Source organism: Alitabrizicola rongguiensis, from assembly GCF_021491355.1.
Taxonomy (GTDB): domain Bacteria; phylum Pseudomonadota; class Alphaproteobacteria; order Rhodobacterales; family Rhodobacteraceae; genus Aliitabrizicola; species Aliitabrizicola rongguiensis.
This window is the reverse complement of sequence record NZ_JAKENF010000002.1, coordinates 303715-329814: the sequence shown is the minus strand read 5'-3', so window position 1 is coordinate 329814 and position 26100 is coordinate 303715. Positions and strand designations below refer to the sequence as shown.

At 64.9% G+C, this 26100-nt stretch carries 27 protein-coding genes and 1 tRNA gene; 12 read left to right on the top strand and 16 right to left on the bottom strand.

Translation table 11 applies throughout. The features are described 5' to 3' along the window. Positions 1-133: 133 nt before the first annotated feature. A complete protein-coding gene (locus L0V05_RS07590; protein WP_234869515.1) occupies positions 134-637 on the bottom strand; it encodes a flavin reductase family protein in 504 nt (167 codons plus the stop codon). Positions 638-791: 154 nt separating this feature from the next. Continuing rightward, positions 792-938: a hypothetical protein gene (locus L0V05_RS07585; protein ID WP_234869514.1), complete on the bottom strand. Its 147-nt coding sequence runs from the start codon at positions 936-938 to the stop codon at positions 792-794. A gap of 226 nt (positions 939-1164) precedes the next feature. Between L0V05_RS07585 and L0V05_RS07580 the strand changes: the two genes are divergently transcribed. After that, on the top strand, positions 1165-2124 hold the full coding sequence (locus tag L0V05_RS07580) for a magnesium transporter CorA family protein (RefSeq protein ID WP_234869513.1): 960 nt from the start codon (positions 1165-1167) through the stop codon (positions 2122-2124). Positions 2125-2136: 12 nt separating this feature from the next. Here the strand turns inward: L0V05_RS07580 and L0V05_RS07575 are convergent, their stop codons facing one another. Then, positions 2137-2832: a DUF1045 domain-containing protein gene (locus L0V05_RS07575; protein WP_255683680.1), complete on the bottom strand. Its 696-nt coding sequence runs from the start codon at positions 2830-2832 to the stop codon at positions 2137-2139. A 59-nt stretch (positions 2833-2891) separates the two neighbouring features. On the opposite strand from L0V05_RS07575, the gene L0V05_RS07570 reads away from it, so the two are divergent. The 3 genes from L0V05_RS07570 (at position 2892) to L0V05_RS07560 (ending at position 5772) form a co-directional block, all read left to right on the top strand. Then, on the top strand, positions 2892-4034 hold the full coding sequence (locus L0V05_RS07570; RefSeq protein ID WP_234869512.1) for an alpha-D-ribose 1-methylphosphonate 5-triphosphate diphosphatase: 1143 nt from the start codon (positions 2892-2894) through the stop codon (positions 4032-4034). A gap of 57 nt (positions 4035-4091) precedes the next feature. After that, complete coding sequence (locus L0V05_RS07565) at positions 4092-5015, top strand: PHP domain-containing protein (protein WP_234869511.1); 924 nt, start codon at positions 4092-4094, stop codon at positions 5013-5015. Positions 5016-5112: 97 nt separating this feature from the next. Then, the gene (locus tag L0V05_RS07560; RefSeq protein WP_234869510.1) at positions 5113-5772 is read left to right on the top strand and encodes a hypothetical protein; all 660 of its coding nucleotides are present in this window, start codon (positions 5113-5115) and stop codon (positions 5770-5772) included. Positions 5773-5932: 160 nt separating this feature from the next. On the opposite strand, the gene trpE is transcribed toward L0V05_RS07560, so the two are convergent. From trpE to fabI, 7 genes are all read right to left on the bottom strand, one after another. Next, on the bottom strand, positions 5933-7441 hold the full coding sequence (gene trpE, locus L0V05_RS07555) for an anthranilate synthase component I (RefSeq protein ID WP_234869509.1): 1509 nt from the start codon (positions 7439-7441) through the stop codon (positions 5933-5935). A gap of 12 nt (positions 7442-7453) precedes the next feature. Continuing rightward, positions 7454-9340: a peptidylprolyl isomerase gene (locus L0V05_RS07550; RefSeq protein WP_234869508.1), complete on the bottom strand. Its 1887-nt coding sequence runs from the start codon at positions 9338-9340 to the stop codon at positions 7454-7456. Positions 9341-9494: 154 nt separating this feature from the next. Then, on the bottom strand, positions 9495-10667 hold the full coding sequence (locus L0V05_RS07545; RefSeq protein ID WP_234869507.1) for an aminotransferase: 1173 nt from the start codon (positions 10665-10667) through the stop codon (positions 9495-9497). Positions 10668-10739: 72 nt separating this feature from the next. Continuing rightward, a complete protein-coding gene (locus L0V05_RS07540; protein ID WP_234869506.1) occupies positions 10740-11240 on the bottom strand; it encodes a DUF2127 domain-containing protein in 501 nt (166 codons plus the stop codon). Positions 11241-11245: 5 nt separating this feature from the next. Further along, entirely contained in the window at positions 11246-11767 is a 522-nt protein-coding gene (gene gpt, locus L0V05_RS07535; RefSeq protein WP_234869505.1) for a xanthine phosphoribosyltransferase, read from the bottom strand. 10 nt (positions 11768-11777) lie between these two features. After that, on the bottom strand, positions 11778-12392 hold the full coding sequence (locus tag L0V05_RS07530) for a LysE family translocator (protein ID WP_234869504.1): 615 nt from the start codon (positions 12390-12392) through the stop codon (positions 11778-11780). Then, positions 12389-13219: an enoyl-ACP reductase FabI gene (gene fabI / locus L0V05_RS07525; protein ID WP_234869503.1), complete on the bottom strand. Its 831-nt coding sequence runs from the start codon at positions 13217-13219 to the stop codon at positions 12389-12391. Before fabI ends, L0V05_RS07530 begins: the two co-directional genes overlap by 4 nt. 110 nt (positions 13220-13329) lie before the next feature. Here fabI and pdxH point away from each other — a divergent pair, with 110 nt between their 5' ends. The 4 genes from pdxH (at position 13330) to L0V05_RS07505 (ending at position 15154) form a co-directional block, all read left to right on the top strand. Beyond that, a complete protein-coding gene (gene pdxH / locus L0V05_RS07520) occupies positions 13330-13932 on the top strand; it encodes a pyridoxamine 5'-phosphate oxidase (RefSeq protein WP_234869502.1) in 603 nt (200 codons plus the stop codon). Between the two features lie 145 nt (positions 13933-14077). Then, on the top strand, positions 14078-14581 hold the full coding sequence (locus tag L0V05_RS07515; RefSeq protein ID WP_234869501.1) for a cold-shock protein: 504 nt from the start codon (positions 14078-14080) through the stop codon (positions 14579-14581). Next, positions 14551-15036: a DUF192 domain-containing protein gene (locus tag L0V05_RS07510; protein ID WP_234869500.1), complete on the top strand. Its 486-nt coding sequence runs from the start codon at positions 14551-14553 to the stop codon at positions 15034-15036. Before L0V05_RS07515 ends, L0V05_RS07510 begins: the two co-directional genes overlap by 31 nt. 41 nt (positions 15037-15077) lie before the next feature. Further along, positions 15078-15154 (top strand) — tRNA-Pro (locus L0V05_RS07505). A 132-nt stretch (positions 15155-15286) separates the two neighbouring features. Here L0V05_RS07505 and L0V05_RS07500 read toward each other — a convergent pair. Beyond that, complete coding sequence (locus L0V05_RS07500; protein WP_234869499.1) at positions 15287-16051, bottom strand: hypothetical protein; 765 nt, start codon at positions 16049-16051, stop codon at positions 15287-15289. Between the two features lie 207 nt (positions 16052-16258). On the opposite strand from L0V05_RS07500, the gene L0V05_RS07495 reads away from it, so the two are divergent. Further along, on the top strand, positions 16259-16819 hold the full coding sequence (locus L0V05_RS07495; RefSeq protein WP_234869498.1) for a hypothetical protein: 561 nt from the start codon (positions 16259-16261) through the stop codon (positions 16817-16819). 244 nt (positions 16820-17063) lie between these two features. Further along, positions 17064-17882: a class I SAM-dependent methyltransferase gene (locus L0V05_RS07490; protein WP_234869497.1), complete on the top strand. Its 819-nt coding sequence runs from the start codon at positions 17064-17066 to the stop codon at positions 17880-17882. A 22-nt stretch (positions 17883-17904) separates the two neighbouring features. On the opposite strand, the gene L0V05_RS07485 is transcribed toward L0V05_RS07490, so the two are convergent. The 5 genes from L0V05_RS07485 to L0V05_RS07465 all read right to left on the bottom strand — a co-directional run bounded on the left by L0V05_RS07485 (position 17905) and on the right by L0V05_RS07465 (position 24370). Then, positions 17905-19299: a glutamine synthetase family protein gene (locus tag L0V05_RS07485; protein WP_234869496.1), complete on the bottom strand. Its 1395-nt coding sequence runs from the start codon at positions 19297-19299 to the stop codon at positions 17905-17907. 1 nt (position 19300) lies between these two features. Then, positions 19301-20692, bottom strand: coding sequence for an aspartate aminotransferase family protein (locus L0V05_RS07480; protein ID WP_234869495.1), 1392 nt, complete (start codon positions 20690-20692; stop codon positions 19301-19303). A 195-nt stretch (positions 20693-20887) separates the two neighbouring features. Then, complete coding sequence (locus L0V05_RS07475; RefSeq protein ID WP_234869494.1) at positions 20888-22501, bottom strand: 5-guanidino-2-oxopentanoate decarboxylase; 1614 nt, start codon at positions 22499-22501, stop codon at positions 20888-20890. Between the two features lie 40 nt (positions 22502-22541). Beyond that, positions 22542-23729, bottom strand: a complete 1188-nt coding sequence (locus L0V05_RS07470) for a pyridoxal phosphate-dependent aminotransferase (RefSeq protein ID WP_234869493.1) — start codon at positions 23727-23729, stop codon at positions 22542-22544. Further along, positions 23726-24370: a TetR/AcrR family transcriptional regulator gene (locus tag L0V05_RS07465; protein WP_234869492.1), complete on the bottom strand. Its 645-nt coding sequence runs from the start codon at positions 24368-24370 to the stop codon at positions 23726-23728. Before L0V05_RS07465 ends, L0V05_RS07470 begins: the two co-directional genes overlap by 4 nt. Before the next feature lie 124 nt (positions 24371-24494). Here L0V05_RS07465 and L0V05_RS07460 point away from each other — a divergent pair, with 124 nt between their 5' ends. Both L0V05_RS07460 and L0V05_RS07455 read left to right on the top strand, forming a co-directional pair. Next, the gene (locus L0V05_RS07460) at positions 24495-25286 is read left to right on the top strand and encodes an ABC transporter ATP-binding protein (protein WP_234869491.1); all 792 of its coding nucleotides are present in this window, start codon (positions 24495-24497) and stop codon (positions 25284-25286) included. Positions 25287-25320: 34 nt separating this feature from the next. Next, complete coding sequence (locus L0V05_RS07455; RefSeq protein WP_234869490.1) at positions 25321-26094, top strand: transporter substrate-binding domain-containing protein; 774 nt, start codon at positions 25321-25323, stop codon at positions 26092-26094. Positions 26095-26100: the final 6 nt, after the last annotated feature.

Sequence of the window (26100 nt, the reverse complement as noted above, 5' to 3'; positions counted from 1 at the left end):
GGGCAGTTCCCGGAAACCAATAACCCTGTTCGGACCCCTCTCGGCCCAAAAGAACTTCCCGGCACCGAGAAGGATGCCGCATTGATTGGCGAACTTCCCTGCACAAAAATAGTTTTTGACGCATCGCAAAGCCTCAGTCCAGCCCCAAGGTGAAGCCGCCATAGCTTCCCTGACTGAAGACCAGAGGCGTACCGGCCCGTGCTGAGGCACGCAGCACTTCCCCGATCAGGATCAGGTGATCGCCGCCGTCATGCGAGGCGCGGTGCGCGCAGTCGAACCGGGCGAGCGTCCCCTCGATCACCGGGATGCCTTCGGGGTTCAGGCTGTACGGCAGGCCGTCGAATCCGGCCCCCCCACGGGCAAAGCGCCTGCAAAGGTCCATCTGTTCAGACCCGAGCACATGGATGACGTAATGGCGGGCAGCCGCGAAATACGGAAACCGCATCGAGGCACGGGACGGCGCCCACAGGACCAGCGGCGGATCCAGCGAAACCGATGCGAAGCTGTTTGCGGTAAAGCCCATTGGGCCTTCCAGCGTCGGAATCGTCACCACCGTGACGCCTGTCGCGAACCTGCCGAGTGCATCGCGGAAGGCGCGCTGGTTTGCGCCGATTGGAGAGAAGGTCTCGTCGGTCATCGCCGTCAGCCGCATATCTGTCCGGTCTGGATCGGCAACGCCTTCAGGGTCGATCTGTTTGTCGTGATATGCGCCATCGCCCTGTCGTTCCCACGCCCGTCGTTCTGGACATAGGGCCGATCACTGGTAGCGACAAGCAGAGAGGAGAGATCGCTCAGGCTTCTTCGCCGGTATCGATCAGCCAGCCGCCGGGGCCAGCGATCCGATCGGGCAGAACTACAACCATGGTCTGACGGAGTGCGATGCAGACCATCAGGCTGCACATGACGTTGTCGAAAGAAACTTGGCTCAGAAGCGTCATTTACCAAACTCCAGTACCCGTTGACCGTTCAATCGCCGCGAATCGGGGCATAACAATGGCCAATTCGCGGAATTTGCTGCACCTGCGGCGAATTCCCCGCGATCTTGCCGCAGACCAAGCTGCGGCGCGTCATGGCCGCGTCATGGGGCTGTTGCACATCAGGGGTTGGAGGATCGGTCGAGCCGCGCTAGGCAGCGGCGGAAGGAACAGACAATCGGTGTCCGCCATGCTGTTTGCCTATCGCGAAGACCAGGGCCGTCTCGATCGCCTGACGCCTGACGCGCCTCTTGAAGGAAGCGTCTGGATCGACCTCTATCGCCCGCTCAAGGTCCAGGTCGATGCGGTGACGGCGCTTGGCGTCGACGTGCCGACGCTTGAGGACATGGAAGAGATCGAAATCTCGAACCGTCTCTACCGCGAGAACGGCATGGACTACATGACGGTCGTTCTGCCCGGTCTGTCGGAGACCAAGGCGCCGATCTCGGGTCCAGTGACCTTCATCCTGACGCACGACCGGCTGGTGACGGTGCGCCACCATGCCCCCCGCCCGTTCGAGACCTATCCGACGCGGGCCAACAAGGTCGGCCCCGGCTGCAGCCGGCCTGAGACGATCTTTCTCGGTCTGACCGAGGAGATCATCGGTCGCCTGGCCGACCTGATGGAGAACGCCGGCAAGGCGCTCGATCAGGTGATGCGCGAGGTCTTCGCCCCCAGCAAAGGCGACCGGTCCGATCTTCTGGAGGATGCCTTGCAGCGGATCGGGCGCGAGGGCGACCTGGTCGGGCGCGTGCGGCTCTCGCTCCTGACGCTTGAGCGTGCGATCAGCTTCTTCGGGCAAAGCGAGATCCATCTCGGCGCCAAGGACGAGCTGCGTCCGGTGGTGAAGGGGATCATGCGCGACATCCAGGCGCTTGAGGTCCATGCCGATTTCCTGTCGTCTCGCGTCGCGCTGGCGGTCGATGCGACGCTTGGCATGATCGGTCTGTCGCAAAGCCAGACGATCAAGATCTTCTCGGTTCTGGCCGTGGTCTTTCTGCCGCCGACGGTGATCGCCTCGGCCTATGGCATGAACTTCGACGTGATGCCGGAACTGCACTGGGACTGGGGCTATCCGATGGCCCTGGGGCTGATGCTGGCCTCGGCGGTCGGCACCTACATCTTTTTCAAGTGGAAGCACTGGTTCTGAAGGCTGCGCCGGTTACCCCGTCAGCGCGTAGCGTTCGATCAGCCGGAACCGCCCGTCGTCCGCCTGGCCGAACAGGCACAGGCTGTCGACGCTGAAGGGGCGGGGCAGGAGAGGCGCGACCGCCGGGGCCAGCGCAGAGACCAACGCCTCGGCCTCGGCCGCGGGCAGGTCGCCGGACAGCGTCAGGTGAAAGCGGAACTCGTCCATGACGTAAGGATAGCCCCACCGCGCCAGATGCTCGCGCTGGCGCTCGCTCAGCCGCTCGGGCCGTCGCCGGGCGATCTCGGCGGCATCGGGCGGAAGGCGAAAGCGGTCAAGCGCCCCGACTACCCGTGCTGCGAGCCCTGCGAGCGCGGTCTGGTCGCCCTCGGGTGTCAAGGCCACGAAGCCGCCGATCCGATGTAGCGCCAACCCCGGCAGCGCAACCGGTGCCAGGTCTGCGCAAAGCGCGCGCGCGGTCTGGTCGAGTTCGGCGGCGTCCAGCCCATCGGCCAGGCGGAAAGGTGGCTTGACCGTGCCGTGGAAGCCGTATTTGCGCGGCGTGGCGGTGATCTCTGTCACCGGCCGGGGCAGTCCGGGCAGGTCGGGGTGGGACGGTTCGGTTCCGCCAACCGGATCCCAGCCGAGCCAGCCCGCCGCCCAATCGGCAAGCGGCCCCGGCTCCGGGGCCCAATAGATCGCGTAACGGGCGAAACCGCCGATTGCCATCCGCTGCTCCTTTTGTCACATGCGCGGGGTAGGGTCCGCCGCCGGACCTGGAGATGCCCATGACTGACCTTACCCTCGCCAATGCCACGCTTGTGCTTCCGAAGGAAGTCATCCGCGGCCGCATCACCTTCTCCGGTGGCCGTATCGCCGATGTGACAGAGGGTGAGGCCGTTCCGCCGGGCGCCGAGGATTGCGAGGGCGATCTGGTAATGCCCGGTCTGATCGAGCTGCACACCGACAATCTTGAACGGCACATCCAGCCCAGGCCCAAGGTGGATTGGCCCCATGCGGCAGCAATCCTGGCCCATGATGCGGAACTGGCGAGCGTGGGCGTCACCACGGTCTTCGATGCGCTCAGGGTCGGTTCGCTGCCCACGCGCTCCAAGGGCAACTACGGCGAATACGCGCGCGGTCTGGCCAACGAGATCATCGCGCTGCGCGCCGAGGACGCCCTGCGCATCAACCACCTGTTGCACCTGCGGGCCGAGATCTGCTCGGAAACCCTGCCCGAAGAACTCGACGCCTTTGGGCCCGAGGATGGCATCGGCATCGTCAGCCTGATGGATCACACCCCGGGCGAGCGGCAGTTCCGCGACCTCACGCAGCTGCGCAACTACCTGATGGGCAAATACGGCTTCAGCGAAGCCGAGTTCGACGCCCATGTCGTCGATCGGCGCGAGCTTGGCCTGCGGGTCTGTGCTGCGCATGAAGCGGCAGCAGTCGATGCGGCGCGCCGCTATGGCGCGGTGCTGGCCAGCCATGACGACACCGAGCCCGCGCACGTTGTCCGCTCGCGCCACAACGGCGTGCATTTCGCCGAGTTCCCTACGACGGTCGAAGCCGCCGCCGCCTGCCACGAGCACGGCATCGCGGTGATGATGGGTGCCCCGAACCTGATCCGGGGCGGATCGCATTCGGGCAACGTCGCCGCACGTACATTGGCCGATGCCGGGCTGCTCGACATAGTTTCGTCCGACTACGTGCCGGCGGCTTTGCTGACGGCGGGGCTGATGCTGGGTGATATCTGGAACGACCTGCCGCGCGGCATCGCCACCGTCACCACCGCTCCGGCGCAAGCAACGGGCCTTGCCGATCGCGGCGCGCTGAAGCCGGGGCTCAGGGCGGATGTGATCCGGGTTCGCCGGCTCGGCACGGCAGCGATGGTGCGCGGCGTCTGGGTCGGAGGGGCTCGGGTCGGCTGACACTGGACTGTCATGGCGGCCCGGTTAAGCTGGCCGCCACTGCGTCGCGAGGATTCCATGACCAGCCTGTCCGCCTTCACCGCCCCCGGCCGTTTCTGGCGCGGGAACCTGCACACCCATTCCACCCGTTCCGACGGCGTGCTGTCGCCCGAAGAGGTTTGCCGGCGCTACCGGGACGAGGGCTATGACTTCCTCGCGCTGACCGACCATTTCGTTGGGCGCTACGGCTATCCGATCATCGATACGCGCCCCTTCCGCACCAACAGCTTCACCACGATCCTTGGGGCCGAACTGCATTCCGGTGCCATGGCCAATGGCGAGCTCTGGCACATCCTTGCCGTCGGGCTGCCGGAAACCTTTGCGCCCTCGAACTCGCCCGATTTCCAGCCGGTCCCCGATCAGGAAACGGGCGCCGAGATCGCGCAGCGGGCGGTCGATGCCGGGGCCTTCGTCGCCATCGCCCATCCGCAATGGTCGGGCCTGACGCTGGCAGATGCCCGCACCATCACATCGGCTCACGCGGTCGAGGTCTACAACACCGGTTGCGCCGAGGGGGCCGACCGCCCCGACGGCTTTGCCATCGCGGACCTGCTGCTGTCCGAGGGGCGGAGGCTGACGCTCTGCGCGACCGACGACGCCCATTTCACCGAACCCGACCATTTCGGTGGCTGGGTCATGGTCAAGGCCGAGGCGAACGAACCCGAGGCGCTGCTGGCCGCGCTGAAGGCTGGGCACTACTACTCCAGCCAGGGTCCGGAACTGCGCGACGTGCGGATCACCGCCGATGCTGTCGAGGTCGAGTGCACCGCCGTCCGCTCGGTCATCGTGCAGGGGGCCGGAACGGCGGCCAAGGCGGTGCATGGCACCTCGATGACCCGCGCCAGCATCCCTCTCGACCGCTTCCGCAATTCGCCCTGGGTTAGGGTCAGCGTCATCGAAGCGGGCGGCAAGCGGGCCTGGTCGAACCCTTGGTTCTTCTGAGCGCCGCCGCACCGCTGCCTTCGCAATTCGGATAGCGAGACTCCACGCTGGTGGTCAGTATTCCTCAAAGGAAGCTTCGCATCTGATGGAGGTCCGCATGACAGTCCGTGCCGTCGCTGCTCTAAGTCTGGCCCTTGCTGCATCCATCCCGGTCTTGCCTGCAGTTGCGGATGAGCAGGCAGCGATCGATGGTTGCATCGATCGGCTTCGCGCGGTGGGCGGGCCGGATGCTGCGGGCGGTGGCGAGGTCTTGAGCCACGAATGGTCGCAGGCGGGTACGCTTGTCATGCTCCGCGATGCCGGAGGGTCCGTCTGGCGTTGCATCGGCTACGATGATGGTTCGGTCGGCGAACTTGCCATGTCCGACTCGACCGACGACGGCGGCGGGGCAATGCCAGGCAGTTCCGCAAACATCAGCGATGCAGGCAGTGTGGCGGTAGGCCAAACCTCTACAAAGAATGTGAAATTTGCCAAGGGAACCACCGGCGCCACATATGGGGGCAGGCTGGAACCGGGTGCAAGCATGCGATTTGTCCTGGGGGCCAGGAAGAACCAGTTTCTGTATGTGACGGTTGATGGACAAGCCGACGGCCTTTCCTATCAGATATTCAATCCTGACGGATCGTTCCTGCTCGACATGGTTCAAACTGCCACGCCCTACCGGGGTCAGCTTTGGCAGTCAGGCGACCATGTCGTCGAGGTGATCAATCGCGGCAATGACGCAGCTGGCTATCAGGTCAGCCTTGGCATCGATTAGGCGCTCCGGACTTACCTCGGCGGTTCGCCCGTCGGATGCTTGGTGTCCGTGAGCCAGCCGGTAGTGCGTGCGGTGCCTGCCGCCCCTGATTGCAAGGACCTGACATTACCTTGGCCCAGCATCTCATCCGCCGACCAGGCTGGCCGAGATTAGCTGGGGCTCAGCTGTTCCCGCGCCGGGCGAACAGGCCTGCATCCTCGGCCGCGCGGCGAAGCGCGCTCGACTTGTTGACCGTTTCTTGCCACTCGGCCTCGGGGTCGCTGTCATACACCACGCCACCCCCGGCCTGGATGTAGAGCGTCTCGTCCTTCAGGACCGCCGTCCGCAGCGCGATGCACATGTCCATCTCGCCATTGGCGGCGAAATAGCCGACGCCGCCGCCATAGACGCCGCGTTTTTCCGGCTCCAGTTCGTCGATGATCTCCATCGCCCGCACCTTGGGCGCGCCCGAGACGGTGCCGGCAGGAAGCCCCGCCAGCAGCGCGGAAAGTGCATCCTCTCCGTCGGCAATCTCGCCCACCACATTCGAGACGATATGCATGACGTGGCTGTAGCGCTCGATGATGAACTTCTCGGTCGGCCTCACGGTGCCGATCTTGGCGACGCGCCCAACGTCGTTGCGGCCGAGGTCGAGCAGCATCAGATGTTCCGCCAGTTCCTTCTGGTCCGCCAGAAGGTCGGCCTCGAGCGCGCGATCCTCCTCGGGTGTCGCGCCGCGCTTGCGGGTGCCGGCGATCGGGCGGATCGTGACCTCGCCGTCGCGCAGCCGTACGAGAATCTCGGGGCTGGCGCCGATGACCTGGAAGCCGCCGAAGTTGAAGAAGAACATGAAGGGCGAGGGGTTCGTCCTTCGCAGGGAACGATAAAGCGCGAAAGGCGGCAGCGTGAAGCTCTGCGACCAGCGCTGCGACGGCACCACCTGGAAGATGTCACCGGCGCGGATATAGTCCTTGGCCTTTTCGACGGCGGCCTTGTAGGCCTCCTTGCTGAAATTCGACTTCGCCGCCCCAAGCGGGGCCGTTTCGCCGAGGTCGCGCATGGCGGGGGGCGAGCGGTCGAGGTCGCGCAGCGCGTCCATCACCCGTTCGGCTGCCTGGGCATAGGCGGCGCGTGCCGAAAGCCCCGGCGTAACCCAGGCGGGCGCGACGACCGTTACCTCGCCCTTGACGCCATCCAGCACGGCCACCACCGAGGGGCGCATCATCACCGCGTCGGGCAGCCCGAGCGTATCTGGCGGCACATCCGGCAGATGCTCGACCAGGCGGATCATGTCATAGCCGAGATAGCCGAACAGGCCCGCGCCGACCGCGGGCAGGTCGGCAGGCATCTCGATCCGGCTTTCGGCGATCAGCGCGCGCAGGGTGTCGAGCGGAGCGCCGTCAAGCGGGCGGAACGACATGCGGTCATATCGCGCTTCGCGATTGATCGACGCCCTGTGGCCCTCGCAGCGCCAGATCAGGTCGGGTTTCATGCCGACGATCGAATACCGCCCCCGCACCTCGCCGCCGGTCACGGATTCCAGCATGAAACTGTCGGTCCCGGCCTCGGTCAGTTTCAGCATCAGCGAAACCGGCGTGTCGAGATCGGCCGCCAGCCGTGCGTAGACGACCTGATTGCGGCCGGCGGTCCAGCCACGCTCGAACTCTTCGAAACTCGGGATCAGCGCCAAGGGTCAGGTCTTTCAGTTCATCTGGGCGTTGACGGCATTGATCGCCGCCTCGTCCAGCGTCACGCCCGTTTGGGCGATCAGGGCATTGGTGAACAGCGCGAAAGCGTCCTGCGACAGGACCTGTCCGATCTGGCCACCCAGCTGGGCTCTGACCCGCTGCGCATCCGGGCCGTCGGCCGCCGCAGGCTGGATCGTGTCGAGCTTCAGCACTGCGACGATATCCTTGTCCGAGATCGTCTGCAGGTCGCCCTCGGCCATCTTGAACGCCGTCGTCATCGTCGTCTCTGGAGCTTTCTCGAGATAGCCGTCGCGGGTCGTCGAGACGGTCACATCGACGATGCCATAAGCACCGAGCGAGGCACCGCCCTTGACCGCGGCAACGATCTCGTCGGCGCGGGCAAGCAGTGCCTTGTGCAGGGCGTCGATCCGCCAGGCGTCCTCGACCTCGGTCTTCACGCTGTCAAAAGGCTTCAGCGTCGGAGGAACGATGCTATCGAGCTGGATCGCGACAATCCCGCCATCCTCAAGCTGGATGATCTCGGGCATGTCGTCCTCGGTCACCTTGTCGGCTGCCTTGCGGAAGGCCTCATATCCTTCGATCGGATCCTCGCCGGTCGTGCCGGTGACATAATCGACCGTGCCGAGTTTCATCCCGGCTTCCTTCTGCAAGTCCTCCAGCGTCGCGCCGCCTGCCAGCAGGTCGTCGATCTTTTCGGTCCGATCCGCGATCTCGCGCGCGGCGGCATCGGTGGACTGTTCCGAGGCGAGGGTTGCCCGCGCCTCTTCGAAGGGGATTTCCTGGGCCTGCAGGATGCCGTTCATGCGATAGAGAGCCGGACCCAGGTCCGAGGGAAGCGGACCGACAGCACCCGGTGCGGTCAAGGCAAAGACCGCTTCGCCCGCAGCGCCGAGATCGGCCTTCGACTGTTCACCCATGTCGACATCGGGAAGCGTCAGGCCCCGTGCCTCGACCAGAGCCTCGAAGGTGGTGGCGCCGGAGTCCAGCTGCGCCTTGGCGGCCTCGGCGGCAGCCTGATCCGGGAAGACAAGGCGTTCGACCAGACGCCGCTCTGGCTGTACGAATTCGCCGATGCGCTCCTGATAGGCGTCCTTCAGGGCCTGTTCGTCGAGTTTGACCGTATCCTTCAGCATCTCGGGCAGAAGCGCGGCATAGGTGATGCGCTTGGCTTCGGGCGCGGTGAACTGGTCTGGATGCCCGTCGTAGAAGGCTTTCAGATCGGCCTCGGTCGGCGCGGGAATGGGCGCGGCGAGATCCGCCTCGGTCAGGGTTAGCAGGCTGAAGCCGCGCCGTTCCGCGGCCCATGAAGCGATCGTCGCCAGCATCTGCTCGGGCGCGACGAAGCCCGAGGTCACCGCCCCCTGCAGCACCGATCGCGAGATATCGGAACGGATCTGGGATTCGAAGTCGCTTTCGGTGAAGCCGTTGCGGTCCAGCGTCTGGCGATAGGCCTCGCGGTCGAACTTGCCGTTCACGCCCTGGAAGGCCCGGATATCCATGACTTCCTTGGCCACACGTTCGTCGCCGACCGAGATGCCGATCCGATCCGCTTCGTTGTCGAGCGCGGCCATGGTCACCAGCCGCTCGCGCACGCGCGCATCGAGCCCGAACTGCTTGGCCATCTCCCAGGTGACCGGCTGGCCGATCTGGGCCTGGAAGGCCTGCATTTCCTGCCGCAGCGCCCTGGCATAATCCTGCACGTCCACGGTCTGGTTTCCGACAGTGGCCACCGCGGTCAGCTGGCCGCCGAAATTTGTCAGGCCGAAGCCGCCGAGGCCGGTCACGACCATCGCGAGAAGTACCCAGGCCATCACATGATGGTTCTTGCGCTTCTTCGGGCGGTCCTCGTCGTCGGTCTTCTGGGCGATCTTCTTGGCCATGTCTTGCCGATGCTCCCACAGGGTTTGCGCCTGTCTAAGCGGTTGGGGGCAGGGGGGCAAGATGGGCGTGGCGCGGGCCTGTTGGGGCGGAAGCGGGGGCTTCACGCCCCCCGCACCCCCGTGGGATGTTTGTGAGCAGAAAATGCTGCCGGGCTCAGAGCGCCGCCAGCCGTCGGAACATCTCGGCGATGCCGGTCGTGTCGATATTGGCGAAGGCGATGCGCAACTGGCGCTTGCCTTCGGGGTGCGTCGCTGGCTGGAACATCGTGCCGGGCAGCATCAGGATCGCCGCATCATGGACCATCCGCTTGGCCAGGGCGTCGGAGGCTTCCGGGAAGGGGTGTTCGACATAGGCGAAATAGGCGCCACAACCGAGGAGCTTCCAGTCGGGCAGCGCCGAGAAGCCCGAGATCATGGCGGCACGGCGGGCGAGGATCTCGTCCCGCTCTCCCGCCACCCATTGGCGCAGGTTGCGCATGCCCCAGAGCGCCCCGATCTGGCCAAGCTGTCCGGGGCAGATCGCGACGGTGTCGAGGAACTTCTCGACCTCGGCCAGCTGCGCCTCGGCGGCGACGATCGCCCCGACGCGATGGCCCGTCAGGCGGTAGGCCTTTGAGAAGGAATAGAGATGGATGAGCGTGCCCGCCCAGTCGGGATCGGCGAAAAGGTCGTGCGGCGCGCCCGGGCGGCTGTCGAAGTCGCGGTAGGTCTCGTCCACGATCAGGGCGAGACCGCGCGACCGGGCGAGGTCGAAGAAGGCGCGGAGCGTCTCTGCGGGATACTCCACGCCGCCTGGGTTGTTCGGGCTGACCAGCACGATGGCGCGGGTCCGGGGGGTGATGAGGGTCGCGGCGCGCTCGGCCTCGGGGATCAGGCCCGGACCGGCGGGCAGGGGCACGGCGGTGACGCCGGCCATGTCGAGCCACATCTTGTGATTGAAGTACCACGGCGTCGGCAGGATCACCTCGTCGCCCGCGCCGGCCAGCGTCGCCAGCACGGCGCAGAACGCCTGGTTGCAGCCCTGGGTGATAGCGACCTGGGTTGGCCGGATCGTGCCGCCATAGCTCGCCGACCACTGGCTGGCGATTTCCTCGCGGAGCGCGGGCAGGCCCAGGACCGGCCCGTAGAGATGCGCTGCCGGATCATTCAGCGCTGCCTCGGCGATGGCTTGGCGCAGGGCGAGCGGCGGCGGATCGACCGGGGCCGCCTGGCTGACATTGATGAGCGGGCGGTCGGCCGAAAAGCGTGCCTCGGCGATCCAGCGGCGGGCCTCCATCACCGGGGGCGGTTCGGTCGCGGCCATCGCCGGGTTCAGGGGCAGGGTCATGGGGCACCTCGTTTTCGCTCGGGCCAGACCCTAACAAGGCAGGCTGCGGGCCGGAAGGGGCGGCCGCAGATTTCACGCCGCCAGGCGCGTTGTCTTCAGGGTTCGATACTCACGCCAGACCAGGTAGATCATGAAGGCATCAAAGGCGGTCAGGACAAGCAGGGCGGGCGAATGGGTGTGGGTCCAGTGGTTCATCTGGTAAAGGATGAAACCCGTCAGCATCGCCATCGCCGCCGGATAGGCCCAGAGGATTCGGCGGGCCAGCAGCAGCACCATCGCGAGTTTCAGTGCACCGTGGGTCAACAGGTAGATGGCGAAGAAATGCTGCGTCTCGATCGAAAAGGCGGCCATGGTGTGCTGGGTCCAGGTCGCCATCGGATCGGTCGGGTCCTGCGTCAGCTCGTGCGAGGTCAGCCAGGCCACGAAGCGCAGGATCAGGTTGTTCGAGGTGAGCAGAAGCCCTAGCCCCGCCAGAGCCTCGCTGCCGGCGAGCAGGCCCTTGATGACAAGGCTGGCCTCGAACAGCTCGTGCCAAAGCCATGCCAGTCCACGTTTCTGGGCTGGCGCTGTCATGGTGTTTAGTCCGCCCCGCGGAACGGCTGGACGTATTGCAGCGCCATGTCCCAGGGGAAGAAGATCCAGGTATCCTGGCTGACCTCGGTGATGTAGCTGTCGACCATCGGCTTGCCCGAGGGCTTGGCATAGACAGTGGCGAAATGCGCCTTGGGATAAAGCGCGCGCACCAGTTCCAGTGTCTTGCCGCTGTCCACGAGGTCATCGACGATCAGGATGCCGGTGCCGTCGCCCATCAGCTCGGCCTGCGGCGACTTGGTCACCACCGCCTCGCTGCGCTGGTCCGCGGCCCCGCCGCCCATGTGATAGGACTTGACCGAGATCGTGTCGACCACGCGGATGTCTAGCTCGCGACTGACGATCATCGCCGGGACAAGACCGCCCCGGGTGATGCCGACGACGGCGCGCCAAGACCCGCCCTCGCCGGGCCCCTTGCCGTCCAGCCGCCAGGCCAGCGCCCGGGCGTCGCGGTGAATCTGGTCCCAGGAGACGTGGAAGCCTTTCTCGTGCGGCAGGCGGTCGGTCATGGCAATGTCCTCAGGTGGCGGCGATCTTGATCCCGAGCAGGCCGAGCATCACGCCGAAGGTCCGGTCGATCCGGGATTTCAGTCGCAGATAGGCGCGTCGAGCGGCGGGCAGCGAAAACAGCCGCGCGACGAGTATGTTGCACCCGGCCTCGTTCAGGAAGACGGCGACAAGCAGCGCACCGATCACCCAAAGCGGCGTTCCCGAGGGCACCGTGCCCAGGAAGACCGCCCCGAAGAACACAGCCGGTTTCGGGTTGGCCAGCTGCGTCGAGATGCCCAGACGCAGCGCCGACAGAGCCGAACGCGGGGTCGCTGTCGTGTCGCCCTCGACCATCGGCGCGTCGGCGTGACGCCAGAGGCCGATCGCGATCCAGACGAGATACAGTCCGCCCAGGATCTTCAGCGTCCAGAGCAGGGCAGGCGCGGCGCGGAACAGTAGCGACAGGCCGAAAAGGGCTGCCGTCGCCCAGAAGACCGCGCCGATCCCGATGCCCACGGCAAGCCAGATCCCGGTGCGCAGACCTTCGGTTACCCCCACGCGCGCCGTCATCAGCACCGCCGGGCCCGGCGAAGCCGCGGCCATCAGGCTCAGTGCCCAGGCGGCGAAGAAGGCGGCAAGCGTCACTGGCCGCCGTCCTTGCGGCCGGTGACCACGTCGATGTCCGGCGCGTCGACAGCCTTCATGCCGACGACGTGGTAGCCCGCATCGACATGAAGAACCTCGCCTGTCGTGCCCGAGCCGAGATCCGACAGCAGATACAGCGAGGCCTTGCCGACCTCTTCCTGCGTCACGTTGCGCCGCAGGGGCGAGTTCAGCTCGTTCCACTTCATGATGTAGCGGAAATCGCCAATGCCGCTGGCTGCCAGCGTCTTGATCGGGCCGGCAGAGATCGCATTGACCCGGATGTTGTCCTTACCGAGATCCTCGGCGATGTACTTCACTGAAGTCTCGAGCGCCGCCTTGGCCAGACCCATGACATTGTAATGCGGCATGACCTTCTCGGCGCCGTAGTAGGTCAGGGTCAGCAGGCTACCCCCGTTCGGCATCATCCCCGCGGCGTGGCGGCAGACGGCGGTGAAGGAATAGACCGAGATATCCATCGTCATGCGGAAATTCGCAGACGTCGTGTCGACATAGCGGCCACGCAGCTCGCTCTTGTCCGAGAAGCCGATCGCATGCACGACGAAGTCGAGCGTGCCCCAGACCTCGCGCAGTCGGGCGAACAGCGCGTCGAGCGAGGCTTCGTCGGACACATCGCATTCGACGAGCTCTGTTGCGCCGATAGAGGCGGCAAGCGGTTCGACCCGCTTCTTCAGCGCTTCGCCCTGGTAGGAAAACGCCATCTCGGCGCCAGCATCGGCGCAGGCCTTGGCGATGCCCCAGGCGATGGACTTGTCATTCGCCAGCCCCATGATGAGGCCGCGTTTTCCCTTCATTAGTCCGGTTGACATTCGGCGTCCCTCGCCCACTCATTCTGATTGAGCCCGAGGTTTAGGCGATCCGCCGAGCCGCATCAAGGGCGGGGCTGGGCGCGCAAGAGCGCCGGTAATGAGGTAAACTAGTGGACAGGACTGGTATCTTTGCGGGCGATGACCCGTTTGCCTTGGCGCGTAGTTGGCTGACCGAGGCCGAGAAGACGGAACCGAACGATCCGAACGCCATCGCGCTGTCGACGGTTGATCCCCAGGGTATGCCGAATGCACGGATGGTGCTCCTGAAGGAGATCGAGGCTGATGCCTTTGTCTTCTATACGAATTATGGCAGCACGAAGGGGCAGGAGATCGAGGCTTCCGGCAAGGCGGCCTTCGTGATGCACTGGAAATCGCTACGGCGGCAGATCCGGGTGCGGGGCATCACCAGCCGCGAGGAAGGCCCTCAGGCCGACGACTATTACAGTTCGCGCTCGCTCAAGAGCCGCCTCGGTGCATGGGCCTCGCGCCAGTCGCAACCATTGTCATCTCGTGCGGCTCTGATGGCCGAAGTGGCGAAGGTGACGATGGAGCATGGGCCGAATCCGAAACGTCCGCCGTATTGGGGCGGAATCCGCATCCATCCGGTTGAAATCGAGTTCTGGGCGGATGGTGCCTTCCGGTTGCATGACCGGTTTCGATGGTCGCGCGACGGGGTAGGGCTGGCCTGGAGCGTTGAACGGCTGAATCCCTAGACATGCTCTTTTGGACAGATTTCCGCTTATATTCAGTTTTTCGCTTGAAACGCCAAAGGAGTTAACAGAAAGACTCGATAGAAAAAACCGACAGGCAGGGGAAGTTACGCTGAATAATCCGGAAGACACCGGCGCGACGCAGGTCATGCGCGGCCATGTGAAGTGGTTCGATCCCGTCAAGGGCTTTGGCTTCATCGTGAGCGAGGATTGCCCGACGGACATCTTGCTTCACGCTAACGTATTGCGAAACTTCGGGCAGGGATCGGTCGCAGACGGGGCCGGGATCACGGTTCGGGTCCAGCGGACACATCGCGGCGCCCAGGCGACCGAGGTGCTCGAGATCGAACCTCCGGCGACGGGCGGACATCTGCTTGACGAGGAAGAGGACGTCCTTAGCCAAAGCGAACTGGCGAAGCTTCCGCTCGAGCCGGCGCGCGTGAAATGGTTCGACAAGGGCAAGGGTTTCGGCTTTGCAAATGTCTTCGGTCGAGCGGAAGATGTGTTCATCCACGTCGAGGTGCTGCGCCGGTCAGGATTCGCCGATCTGCAACCGGGCGAAGCCGTCGCCCTGCGCATCGTCGACGGGAAACGTGGGCGTATGGCGGTTCAGGTGGTTTCATGGGAAGTCGCGTCACGTCAGGGGTCCTGAGCGGCGCCCTCCTTGTTCTGTCGGCAATCACGGCCTGGGGCGGCGAATGTCAGCCTGACGTTCTGGAATGGCGTGGCGGCGGGGGCAGTGCCCGTTTCAATGTGGAGATTGCCGATACGTCCGAGGCCCGCAGCCGCGGCCTGATGTATCGCGAGAGTCTGCCGCGTTCGGCGGGGATGCTCTTCGTCTATCCCGAACCGCAGCATGCCAGTTTCTGGATGAGAAACACGCTGATCCCGCTCGACATGATCTTTGCCGACGCGACCGGCCGGGTGACCGTGGTTCATTCCAATGCTGTTCCGGGAGATGAAACCCCGATCGATGGCGGCGAGGGCGTCCAGTTCGTTCTCGAAATCAATGGCGGTCTTGCAGCTCGCATGGGCATCGTCCCGGGCGGCGAGCTGCGCCATCCTTCGATCGATCAGGCGCTCGCCGCGTGGCCTTGCGCCGAATAGCGGCTTTTCAAATGCGGCGGTCCCGGCTAGGAAGGCCGCGTCGGGGCGTAGCGCAGTCTGGTAGCGCGACGGTTTTGGGTACCGTAGGTCGGAAGTTCGAATCTTCTCGCCCCGACCACTTCCAGCATTCAGGTCTTGTGGCTTTCCTTCTCCGGAGGAATGGCCGGTCTAGCCGGTCCGTCCGATCAGCGAATCCATGCCTGGGTTGGTTCTGGGGCCATGATTGGCCCCAGACTTGCGACAACAATCCTCACGGATAGCAGGGAAGATAGGGGTAATGCCCGCAATTGGGCGGATAGGCAAAGCCTGGGTAGGTTGCAGCCGCTGCTGCGTCCGCGGTCGCCGCGCCCACAGCCGCAGCCGTTCCTGCAACGGCGGCACCCGCCACTGCCGCCCTGGCCACAGGCGCACCATACCAGGCTCCGTGCACGACCGGCGCATGCCAGTATGCCCCCTCATGGGCAACCGTCACTCCATCGACGCCACCGAAATGGGCCACGCCGCCATAGGCGTCCCTCGCGGCGAACCAGTCGATGAACAGGGCAGCGGGGCCGCTGTTGCCGATCTCGCCCTGCAGTACCTTAACCTGGAAGCTGAGCGTATCCCCCTTGAGTTCCGGCTTGGTAAGTTCAACGACGGCATCGTCAACGTCGCCGGGCGTGTCGCTGAGCACCGAGATGGTGGCGTTGGGCGGGTCGACGGCGAAGCTGTCCTTGCCCTCGTCCCATTGCTGGATGAACTGAGTCGTCATGACATGGCCCGCTGCCCGCACTGGACGGTCAGCGAAGACGATGGTGGTTTTGCCGACCCCGCTCAGGGTCAGCCGCCCGTCCGTGAGGGTCGCCCCGTCAGAATTCAGGACGGCGAGCGAAGGGACCGGGCCGGTCGCGGTGACCTGGCCAATGTTCTTTTCCAGCGGCACATGTGCCGGCTTCTCCTGTGCCTGGGCCACCCCAGTTGCAAGGACTGCTAATGCAACAGCCGCAATTACTGCAGTTTGTGCGCTACCTTTCATTTGGACCTCCTGCATGGGCCGGTTGAGAGTTGCGAAACGCATTTTCGATGCTGTCCGCCAAAGGTCAAAGCGTTGCTTTGGCGGCCGCCAGGACTTCCGTCGTGTTCTGGCGCAGAAAGACAAGATTTGTTACGGAACGGGCTATAAATGGGCCCGACAACCGTCCTTGCCGGATTGTGCCCGGCGGGAAACCATCGAGGAAAGCGCATGACCATGACCAATGACAAACCCGCCAACCGGAAGGGCCTCGGCCGCCGCGACCTTCTGGCCGGTGCCACCGCCCTTGCCTCTGGCATCGCCCTTGCAAGCGCGGTGCGCGCTGAAGACACGGCCAAAAGCGCGGATTTCCTTTTTGTGCAGACAGCGCTCGGGATGACCTACGATCCTGCGACCAAGCGGATGACCCTGACCGACACAAACCCGATCACGCTGTTTTTCGCGGACCGTCCGGACCGGATCGCGGGCAACATGACGACCGAGCGCTTCCTGAAGCTTTGGGGAGAAGGCAAGGACAGCTTCCTGTCCGATCCTCCGAACGCCGATGTCAGCATGATCATCGACGGGATGCTGCATCAGACGGTGGTCGTCCTGAAGGACCCGCAGCTTGACGGCTCGACCCTGTCCTATGCGGTCGAAGGTGTCGACAACGACATCCCGACCAGCGGCGGCCAGGTTTCGGTGTTCATCGACGTGATCGGCATGCCCCTGACGCCGGTTTCCTATGCGGGCGTGGCGCGCCGCTCGTTCCGCCGCGCTGCGATCTACTGAAGGTTTCGGCACTCCACAGGAAGGGCGCGGTTCCTTGGGGGGATCGCGCCCTTTTGATTGTCTGGATGTGCCCATCCGTCCCCGGTTCGCAAACCACCAGCCGTATGCAGGAAGGGAACAATCGGAACCGTTCATTTCCGACATAGGGCTTTCTTGGTGCGCCCATTCGCGTAAACTGAAAGCTGGGACTTTCTGCTTTGCTACAGCTCTTGCCGATCCCGCAATTTGCTCAAAGGACTGGACCATGAAGATATCGGCCGGTCACGATCAGGCTGTCTACCCAGATTGGGTATCCTATGATCCCGATCTGGTGCCGTCTCCGACGCTTATGGGACGTGAAGGCATCATCAATCTTGAAGAATGGTTTCGGTGGGCCGAGGAGTGGTCGATGCTCCTGCGGGTCTACGGGCGGATGAGTGTCCGGGCGTCTGTTCTCGAGATAGGCTGTGGTCAGGGGCGCATCGCCTTTGCACTCCGCTTCATCCTGCAGCAGGGGCGCTACCTCGGCTTCGACATATCCTCTGGCAATATCAGCAGGTTGCAGGCCGGATTTCAGGCCCGCTATCCGAATTTCCAGTTCGTCTACGAAGATCTGTACAACACGCACTACAACCCGACTGGGAAGGTCGCACCGGCGGAGTTCAGGTTTCCTGCCGAGGATTCGAGCACCGATCTCGTCTATGCGGCCTCGATCTTCACCCACATGCTGCCGCCGACTGTCGCGCACTACTTCAAGGAATCCGCGCGTGTGCTTAGGCCGGGCGGGCGCTGCGTCTTCAGCTTCTTCCTCTTCGATCACTATCGGAAAGGTCAACGCCGGCCCCTGGGTTTTGCCAGACCGGACTTCAACTTCGACCATTCCCATGGTCCATATGGCTCTGACTACGCCATCGTCGATCCATTCGACGTCGAGCGCATGACGGCCTTTTCCAGTGCACTGGTCTACCGCATGGCGGAAGAGGCCGGATTGAAGGTGGCGATGGAGCCTGTCCCCGGTCTCTGGTCCGGAAGCCATGACGCGCCCGTGGGCGCGCAGGACATCGTGGTGCTCGAGAAGCCCTAAGCTGTTGTTTGGGCCTCGGCCATCAGACCGTATGCAGGTAGAGGTCGAAATCGACCTCGGACACGGTCCGCGCCACCCGCCCATACTCAGCCGACAGGATAGCGGTGAAGGTGCGGTGCATGTCCGGGCCAAGGGCGTCCTTCAGGAATTCTGACCGCTTCGCCGCCTCGATGGCCGAGCGCCAGTCGACGGGGATGTCAAACTGCTCGGTCGTCTCGGCATAGGCGTTGCCGGTGGTTTCCGGGCCGGGATCGATCCTGTTCTTCAGCCCGTGGCGGATGCCCGCCAGCACCGTCGCCGCGACGAGGTAGGGGTTCGCGTCCACGCCCGAGGGGCGGTGCTCGATCCGCCGCGCGCGGATGTCGCCGGCCGGGATGCGCAGCGCCACCGAGCGGTTGTTGACACCCCAGCTCGGCGACACCGGCGCATAGCTCTGCGAGGCGAAGCGTCGCCAACTGTTGGCATGGGGTGCGAAGACCAGCATCGACTCGCCCATGGTCGCCTTGAGCCCGCCGATCGCATGGCGGATCGTGTCGTTCCACTGGCCCTCGACCGCCTCGACAAACACGTTGGTGCCGGCATCGTCCATCAGCGAGACGTGGAAATGCATGCCCGAGCCGGCATAGTCCTCGTTCGGCTTGGCCATGAAGCAGGCGGTGACCCCATGCAGCCTGGCATGCATCCGCACCAGCCGCTTCAGCCGCATCAGGTCATCGGCCGCCTGCAGCACGTCGGTGCGGTAATGCAGGGTCAGCTCGTACTGACCGGGCGCGAATTCCGAGATCAGCGTTTCCGCCTTGATCCCCGCAGCCTTGGCGCCCGCATAGATGTCGTTGAACAGGGGCAGCATCCCGTGCAACTGATCGACCGAATAGACATCGGTCTTGGAGTTCCGCCGCCGGTCCAGCACGTCGCGCGCCGGGACCATCTTGCCGTTCGCGTCGCGCTCGTTCTCGAGCAGGAAGAACTCAAGCTCGAAGGCGCCTGCCGGATGCAGGCCCTCGGCCGCCAGCGCATCGACCTGCCGCTTCAGTGCATGGCGCGGGTCCGACGTCATCGGAGTTCCGTCGAGGTTGTAAAGGCTCATCAGCACCTCGCCGCGCGGCGGGGTGGTCCCGGCCAGCGGCACCAGGGTGCCGGGGATCGGCCAGGCGCGGCGGTCGCCGTCGCCCTGGTCCCAGATCAGCCCGGTCTCGTGGACGTCCTCGCCGCAGATGTCGAGGCCGAGGATCGAAATCGGCATGTGCCGGCCCGACTTGTAGATCGACAGAAGTTCATGGCGGCGGATGATCTTGCCGCGCCCGATGCCGTTGGCGTCGTGCAGCACGATGTCGAAGGCCTCGATTTCGGGATGGGCGTCGAGAAAGGCTTCCGCCTCGGCAACGGTGGAACCGGAGGGGCTGTGGATATCGGTCATGTCACGCATCTTGGAACAGCTCGGTGAGGATTTCGTCGAAAGCAGCGATCAGGCGGTCGATCTGCCGCTTCTTCGTGGCGGGGCTCACCAGCATCATGTTGTGGAAGGGGGCGATCAGGCAGCCACGGTTCAGAAGGGCGGTATGGACCGCCGCCTCGACCTCGGGCTGGTGGGCGTGCGCCGCCTCGGAGCCGTTCTTGAGCGGGCCGGGGGCGCAGATGAACTCGACACGCGCGCCGACGCGAACGACATGCCACGGCGCCTTGTGCCTGGCGATCACTTTGGCCAGCCCCTCGGACAGGCGGCGCGCACCATTTTCCATATGGGCGTAGTTCTTCGCGGTCATCACATCGGACAGGTTCGCGCGCAGGCAGGCGAACTGCATCGGGTTGGCCGACAGGGTCGTGCCCATCCCGCTGTGGCCGGATTTGCGTTTCGCGTTGGCCTCGATGTAGCGATCGGCGACCTCGGGGGTCATGCCCCAGACCGAGGTCGGCATACCGCCGGCCACGCATTTGCCCACCACGAACATGTCGGGCGACAGCGAATGGACCCGGGTATATCCGCCGAGGCCGGACGAGATCGTATGCGTCTCGTCGATGATGAGCAGTGCGCCGTAGCGCCGCGACAGGGTGCGCAGCGCATCATGGAATCCGGCGTCGGGCAGAACCATGCAGGAGTTGGTCATCACCGGCTCGGTCAGGATCGCGGCGATCTCGCCGGTCTTCAGCGCGGCCTCGACTCCGGCAACGTCATTGAACTCGACACAGGTTGCGAGCTGCGTCAGGTCCGCGACCTGTCCCAACAGACCGGGGCGGGTGATGGTCTTGCCGTCCTTCAGCTCCACCATCGCATCGTCGATTGTGCCGTGGTAGCAGCCGTTGAATACCAGGATCTTGGGCTTGCCGGTCACCGCACGGGCGACGCGGACGGCAAAGCGGTTGGCATCGGTCGCCGTGGTGGCGATCTGCCATTTGAAGTTGCCGAAGCGTTCGGTCAGCCGCCGCCCGGCCTCGAGCGCATCTTCGGTCGGCAGCATGTAGGTCAGGCCGCGACGCGCCTGCTTGCGGATAGCCTTCGCGACCGGTGCCGGCGAATGGCCGAACATCGACCCAGTGTCGCCCAGGCAGAAGTCGTCGATGCCGTAGCCGTCGAGATCGGTGATGTGGGCGCCCTTCGCTTCCTCGACCAGCATCGGGAAAGGCATCGGCCAGTCCTTCATCCAGTGCAGCGGCACGCCGTCGAGATAGGTGTCCGCACCGGCCACCAGCGCGGCGTGAGTCTTCGGCCTGCTTTGCGCGAAACGGCTCTGCTCCCGTTTGGCAAGAGCCTCGAGGCGGTCGCGGCGGACGCCAGCGACGAGTTTCGATCTGGAGGCGGGTTTCTTCGACATGACGGCACCTGAATTCTGGCTGCGCCGTTATGACCAAAAATTTGATCAAATGTAAATGGGTCTGGGGAGGTCGGACCAACTTCCCCCCGGAATGTCGGGCCTGTTCACTGCGACCCAAAACCTTTGAAAGGCTCTTGGCGAATTCCTTCGAAGGAAACTGCGCGGCCCCGGCGCGGCGTCCGGGGCCCGCAGGGGTCACTGGCTGACGCGGATCTCGATCAGTCGCGGGCCGGACGAAGGCCGGGCGAGCGCCTCGCGCACCGCTTCGGCATCATCGGAAACCGAGGCGAAGGGCAGGTCGCAGGCGGCGGCGAAGGCGTCAAGCTTCAGCGGCGAGGGGTCGCAGCCGATGACCTCGGCGCCCACGTCGCGGAAAGCATTGGCGATCTCTCGGTAGCCGGAATTGTTCCAGACTAGGAAGGTCACGGGCAGGTTTTCGTCCCGCGCCACGCGAAGCTCGGCGGGCGAGAACTGCAACCCGCCGTCCCCTATCAGACAGACGACCTGCGCCTCCGGGCAGGCAATGGCCGCGCCGATCGCGGCGCCGGGGCCGTAGCCGAGCGCGCCGTAGCCGGTCGCAGCGTTGAACCAGCCGCCGGGGCGGTCATGGTCGTAGTAGAGGTTTCCGGCATAGACGGGCTGGGTGCTGTCGCCGACGATGAGGGCATTCGGCATTGCGGCCCGGATCGCCTCGACCACTGCCAGTTGCGGCTGCATGTACTCTGGCAGTTCGGCGCGGGCGGCGCTGCGGGTTGCGGCCGCACGGGCGGCACCATCTGCGGCCTTCTGCCGGATATGGGACATCAGTGCCCGCGCGACGGCGCCAGCATCGGCGCAGATGGCAAGCGCGGCTGGCTGGCGCGCCAGCTGCGCTGCGTCGACATCGACCCGGATCATGCCCGACATCTCGGGCAGGCCGCCGCGCACATACATGTCATAGTCCGTCTGCCCGAACTCGGTGCCAAGCGCGAGCAGCCTGTCGGACGCGGCCATCAGCGCGCGTGGCGCGTCTAGACTGGGCGAGGCCGGCACAAGCAGGGGATGGCCATGTATCAGCCCGCGGGCATTGGTCGTCGTGATGACCGGTGCATCCAGAGCCTCTGCCAGCGCGCGTAGCGCGGCCTCGGCCTTGCGCATTCCGCCACCCGCAAGGATCACCGGCCGTTTGGCGTCGTTCAGCAGCGCGGCGGCCCGATCGATCTCGGCACTGTCGGCCTGTGGCGGCAGCGCCGGCAGGGGCGCCTTGTCCGGAGCCGGCGGTGCCTGCAGCGGCATCACGTCAAGCGGCACCTCGATATGGAAGGGGCCGGGACGTTCGCTGCTGAAATGCGCGAAGGCACGGGTCAGCGCCGGCTCGATCTGGTCGGGCGCCTCGATGCGGATCGAGGGGCAGAGGGTCGCGATCATACCCCGCTGATCGGGCAATTCATGCAGATGGCCAAGGCCGCGCCCGAGGCTGTCGCGATGGTTGACGCCCGAGATCACCAGCATCGGCACCGAGTCCTCCCGCGCCTGCGCCATCGCGGTGATCGCATTGGTCAGTCCCGGCCCGGTGATGACGAAAGCGACCCCCGGCTTGCCGGAGGCCCGCGCATAGCCGTCGGCCATGAAGCCTGCGCTCTGTTCGTGACGAGGGATCACATGGCGGATCGCGCCACCAGCCAGGCCTCGGTAGAGCTGGATCGTATGGACCCCCGGAATGCCGAAGACGACTTCGACGCCGCGCAGTCTCAGACCGGCAACCAGCGCCTGCCCGACGGTGGGCGCATTCAATGCGATTTCGCGGGCCATCAGCGCAACCTTCCGCATTCCTGAGAAGCTAATGAATTGTCGCAGAAAATTCGGGGTATCATGCCGCTTCCCCTTGCAGGCGGCCGACATGCGCGGCGATCCGGTCGCAGGCAGCCGCGATCAGTTCGTCCGGCTGGGTCAGGCCAACCCGCAGCCAGCCGCCAAGAGCCTCGCCGAAGCTTTCGCCCGGCATCAGCGCCACGCCACCGCGCTCCAGAAGGTCCAGTGCGAAGTCACGGCCGGTCATGCCTGACGCGCGGGCGTCGAGCAGGGCGAACATTCCCGCCTCGGGGCGTTGGACGCGCAGGCCCGCAACACCATCCAGCCGGTCGTGGATCAACGAAGCGCGGCGCTGGAACCGCTCGACCATACCGGCGGCAACGGGCGAAGGCTTCGACACCGCCTCGGCGGTCATGTCGGCAATGAAGGGCTGATTGCCGAACAGCATGGTCTCTGACAGGGGCAGGAGCTTGGCGCAGAACTCTGCCGGGCCGACGCACCAGCCTGAGCGGAAGCCGGGCGCGGCATGGGACTTGGAGATCGAGGAGGCAACGATCACCCGCTCGGCCAGATCGGGGAAATCCAGCGGCGAGGTGAACTTCGTGCCGGGGAAAACCAGATCCTCGTAGACCTCGTCGCAGAGGATCCAGAGGTCGTGCTTTTTCGCGACTTCGCCAAGGGCAAGGATTTCGGCGGGTGTCAGGACTGCGCCGGTCGGGTTGTGGGGCGAGTTCAGGAACAGAAGCCGTGTCCGTGGCGTGACGCGCGCCTCGACATCCGCGGCCTGCATCCGGAAGCCATGCTCGGGCCGCAGCGGCACCGGCACGAGCGTCGCCCCGGTCGCGGCGACGAGGCCTTCGTAGGTCGCGTACATCGGGTCGCCCATCAGCACCTCGTCGCCTTGTTCGACAAGGGCGTGCAGCACAGCGAACAGGGTCGTCTGCGTGCCGGGGAAGCACATGATCTGGTCGGTCCCGATCTTGCGGCCGCGACGGGCGGTGTAGCGGTCGGACAGGGCCTTCAGAAGCGCGGGTTCACCGCGGCCATTTGAATAGCCGGTGCGGCCCACGCGCATGGACGTGCCGGCGATCTCCATCAGCTCGGGCGGCGTCGGGACGTCAGGCTCGCCGATGGTCAATTCGATGATGTCGCGGCCTTGCGTCTTGAGCTTGCGGGCCAGGGCGTGAACCTCCCACTTTGCCCCTCCGAGCCCGGCCAGACGTTCGGTGATGGTGGTGTATCTCATGCTGCGGCCTCCGGCAGGTAGGGGATAAGGTCCAAGCCGACGATCGCGCCGACCGAGGTCAGCCCGATGGTCAGGATTTCATTCGGGCCGAACGCCTCGGGCAGGGCCGAGCCTTCCAGCCAAAGTCCGTCGATCACCGCGTTGCAGGCGATGGCACGGGCACGGAGCGTGTGCTGCGGCGTTCCCGGGGGCAGGGCGGCTGCGATCAGCGCCTGCAACCTGTCGCGGAAGGCGAGGTAGCGCGTCTCGTGCACCGTCCGCATCTCGGGGTCGGCGCGCAGGCGGTGCAGGAAGGCCGCCCAGAGCACCAGTTCCTCGGTATCCATGACCGGCGGGCGGAGCGAGGCCGAGACGAAGCTGGCCAACCGGGCCGCGGGCTCGGCCGGAGCCTCGGCCAGAAGTGCATCCGAGGTGCGGATCATCCTATCCATCAGGGCGGCATAGGCAGCCCGGGTCAGGTCTTCCTTGCTGTGGAAGTAATGCCGAATCAGACCCTGTGTGACACCCGCCTGTTCGGCGATCGCCCGCACCGTCAGAGCTTCGGCGCCACCTTTTGACGCAAGGGAAAGCGACGCGGCAATCAATGCCTCGCGCCGCGCTTCCTCGCCTTCGCGCCTGAATTTCCTGCGTTCGCCAGTCATTTGAGCGCGAGAGCCTGCCGATTCCGTATTATACGCTTGCATAATTGCAATCGGGTTGCCTTACTGCAAGTCAGAATCGGCATGAAGACCGATCCCCATATGCGCTTCAGGGAGCGAAGCACGAATGACGGTGACGGCCCGAGAGGGCAAGGCGTCCGGCCCGCGTCCAGAGCGGATCAGGATCGAGAACCTGCATAAATCCTTCGGTGAGATCGAAGTCCTCAAAGGCGTGTCCCTGACCGCCTGCGAGGGGGATGTCGTGGCGGTGATCGGCGGCTCCGGTTCGGGCAAGTCGACGATGCTGCGCTGCATCAACTTCCTCGAGACCCCGACCTCGGGCAAGATCATCATCGGCGGCGAAGAGATCCGGATGCGTCCGGACGGCTCGCCCGCCGACCGACGCCAGATCGAGCACGCACGCCAGCATCTAGGGATGGTGTTCCAGTCCTTCAATCTCTGGTCGCACATGACGATCCTGCAGAACCTCATCGAGGTTCCGGTCCATGTGCTAAAGGTCCCGAAGGACCAGGCAGTCGCGATCGCCGAACGGCTGCTGGACCGCGTCGGGCTTCTGGCAAAGAAGGACGCCTATCCGGCCTATCTGTCGGGTGGTCAGCAGCAGCGGGCGGCCATCGCCCGGGCGCTAGCGATCGAACCGCGCGCCATGCTGTTCGACGAGCCCACTTCGGCTCTCGACCCCGAACTGGTGGGCGAGGTCCTGAGCGTGATCCGCGATCTGGCCGCCGAGGGGCGGACAATGATTCTGGTCACGCACGAGATGAAGTTCGCCCGCGAGGTGTCGAACCACGTCATGTATCTGTACAACGGCCTCGTCGAAGAGCAGGGACCGCCCGAACAGGTGTTCGGCGCGCCCCGGTCCGAACGGCTGCAAAAGTTCCTGAAAAGCCTGGGCTGAGAACCCGGCATCACAACACGGAGAGTAAACTGAAATGAAGAAACTTGCCCTGACCCTCGTGGCTACCCTGCTGATGGGTACTGCCGCGCTGGCAAACCCGGTGAAGGTCGGTGTCGCCGCCGAGCCCTATCCGCCCTTCACATCGCCCGATGCGAGCGGCAACTGGGTCGGCTGGGAGGTCGATTTCATGAATGCGCTCTGCGCCAAGGCCGAGATCGAATGCGTCCTCACGCCGACTGCCTGGGACGGCATCATCCCCGCGCTGACCTCGGGCCAGATCGACATGATCATGTCGTCGATGTCGATCACCGACGAGCGGAAGCAGACCATCGACTTCACCGACAAGTACTACAACACCCCGGCTATCGTCATGGCGGCCAAGGGGTCGGGCATCACGCCGACCGCGGAAGGTCTTGCCGGCAAGATCATCGGTGTGCAGGTCTCGACCATCCACGAGAACTACGTGAACAAGTATTTCGGCCCGACCGCTGCCGAAGTGAAGTCCTACCAGACCCAGGATGAGGCCAACCAGGACCTCGCCGCCGGCCGCATCGATGCCGTGATGGCGGACTCGATCGCGCTCCAGGCCTTCCTCGAAAGCGATGCGGGCAAGGCCTGCTGCGAGAACGTGGGCGCCGTGGCCGATGACCCGACGATCCTGGGGGCTGGCGTTGGCGCCGGCCTGCGTAAGGGCGACCCGCTGCTGCCCAAGCTGAACGCCGCCATCGCCGCGCTGCGCGAGGACGGGACCTACGCGACCATCACCGCGAAGTACTTCCCGTTCGACATCTACGGCGCGTCGAACTGAGGACGC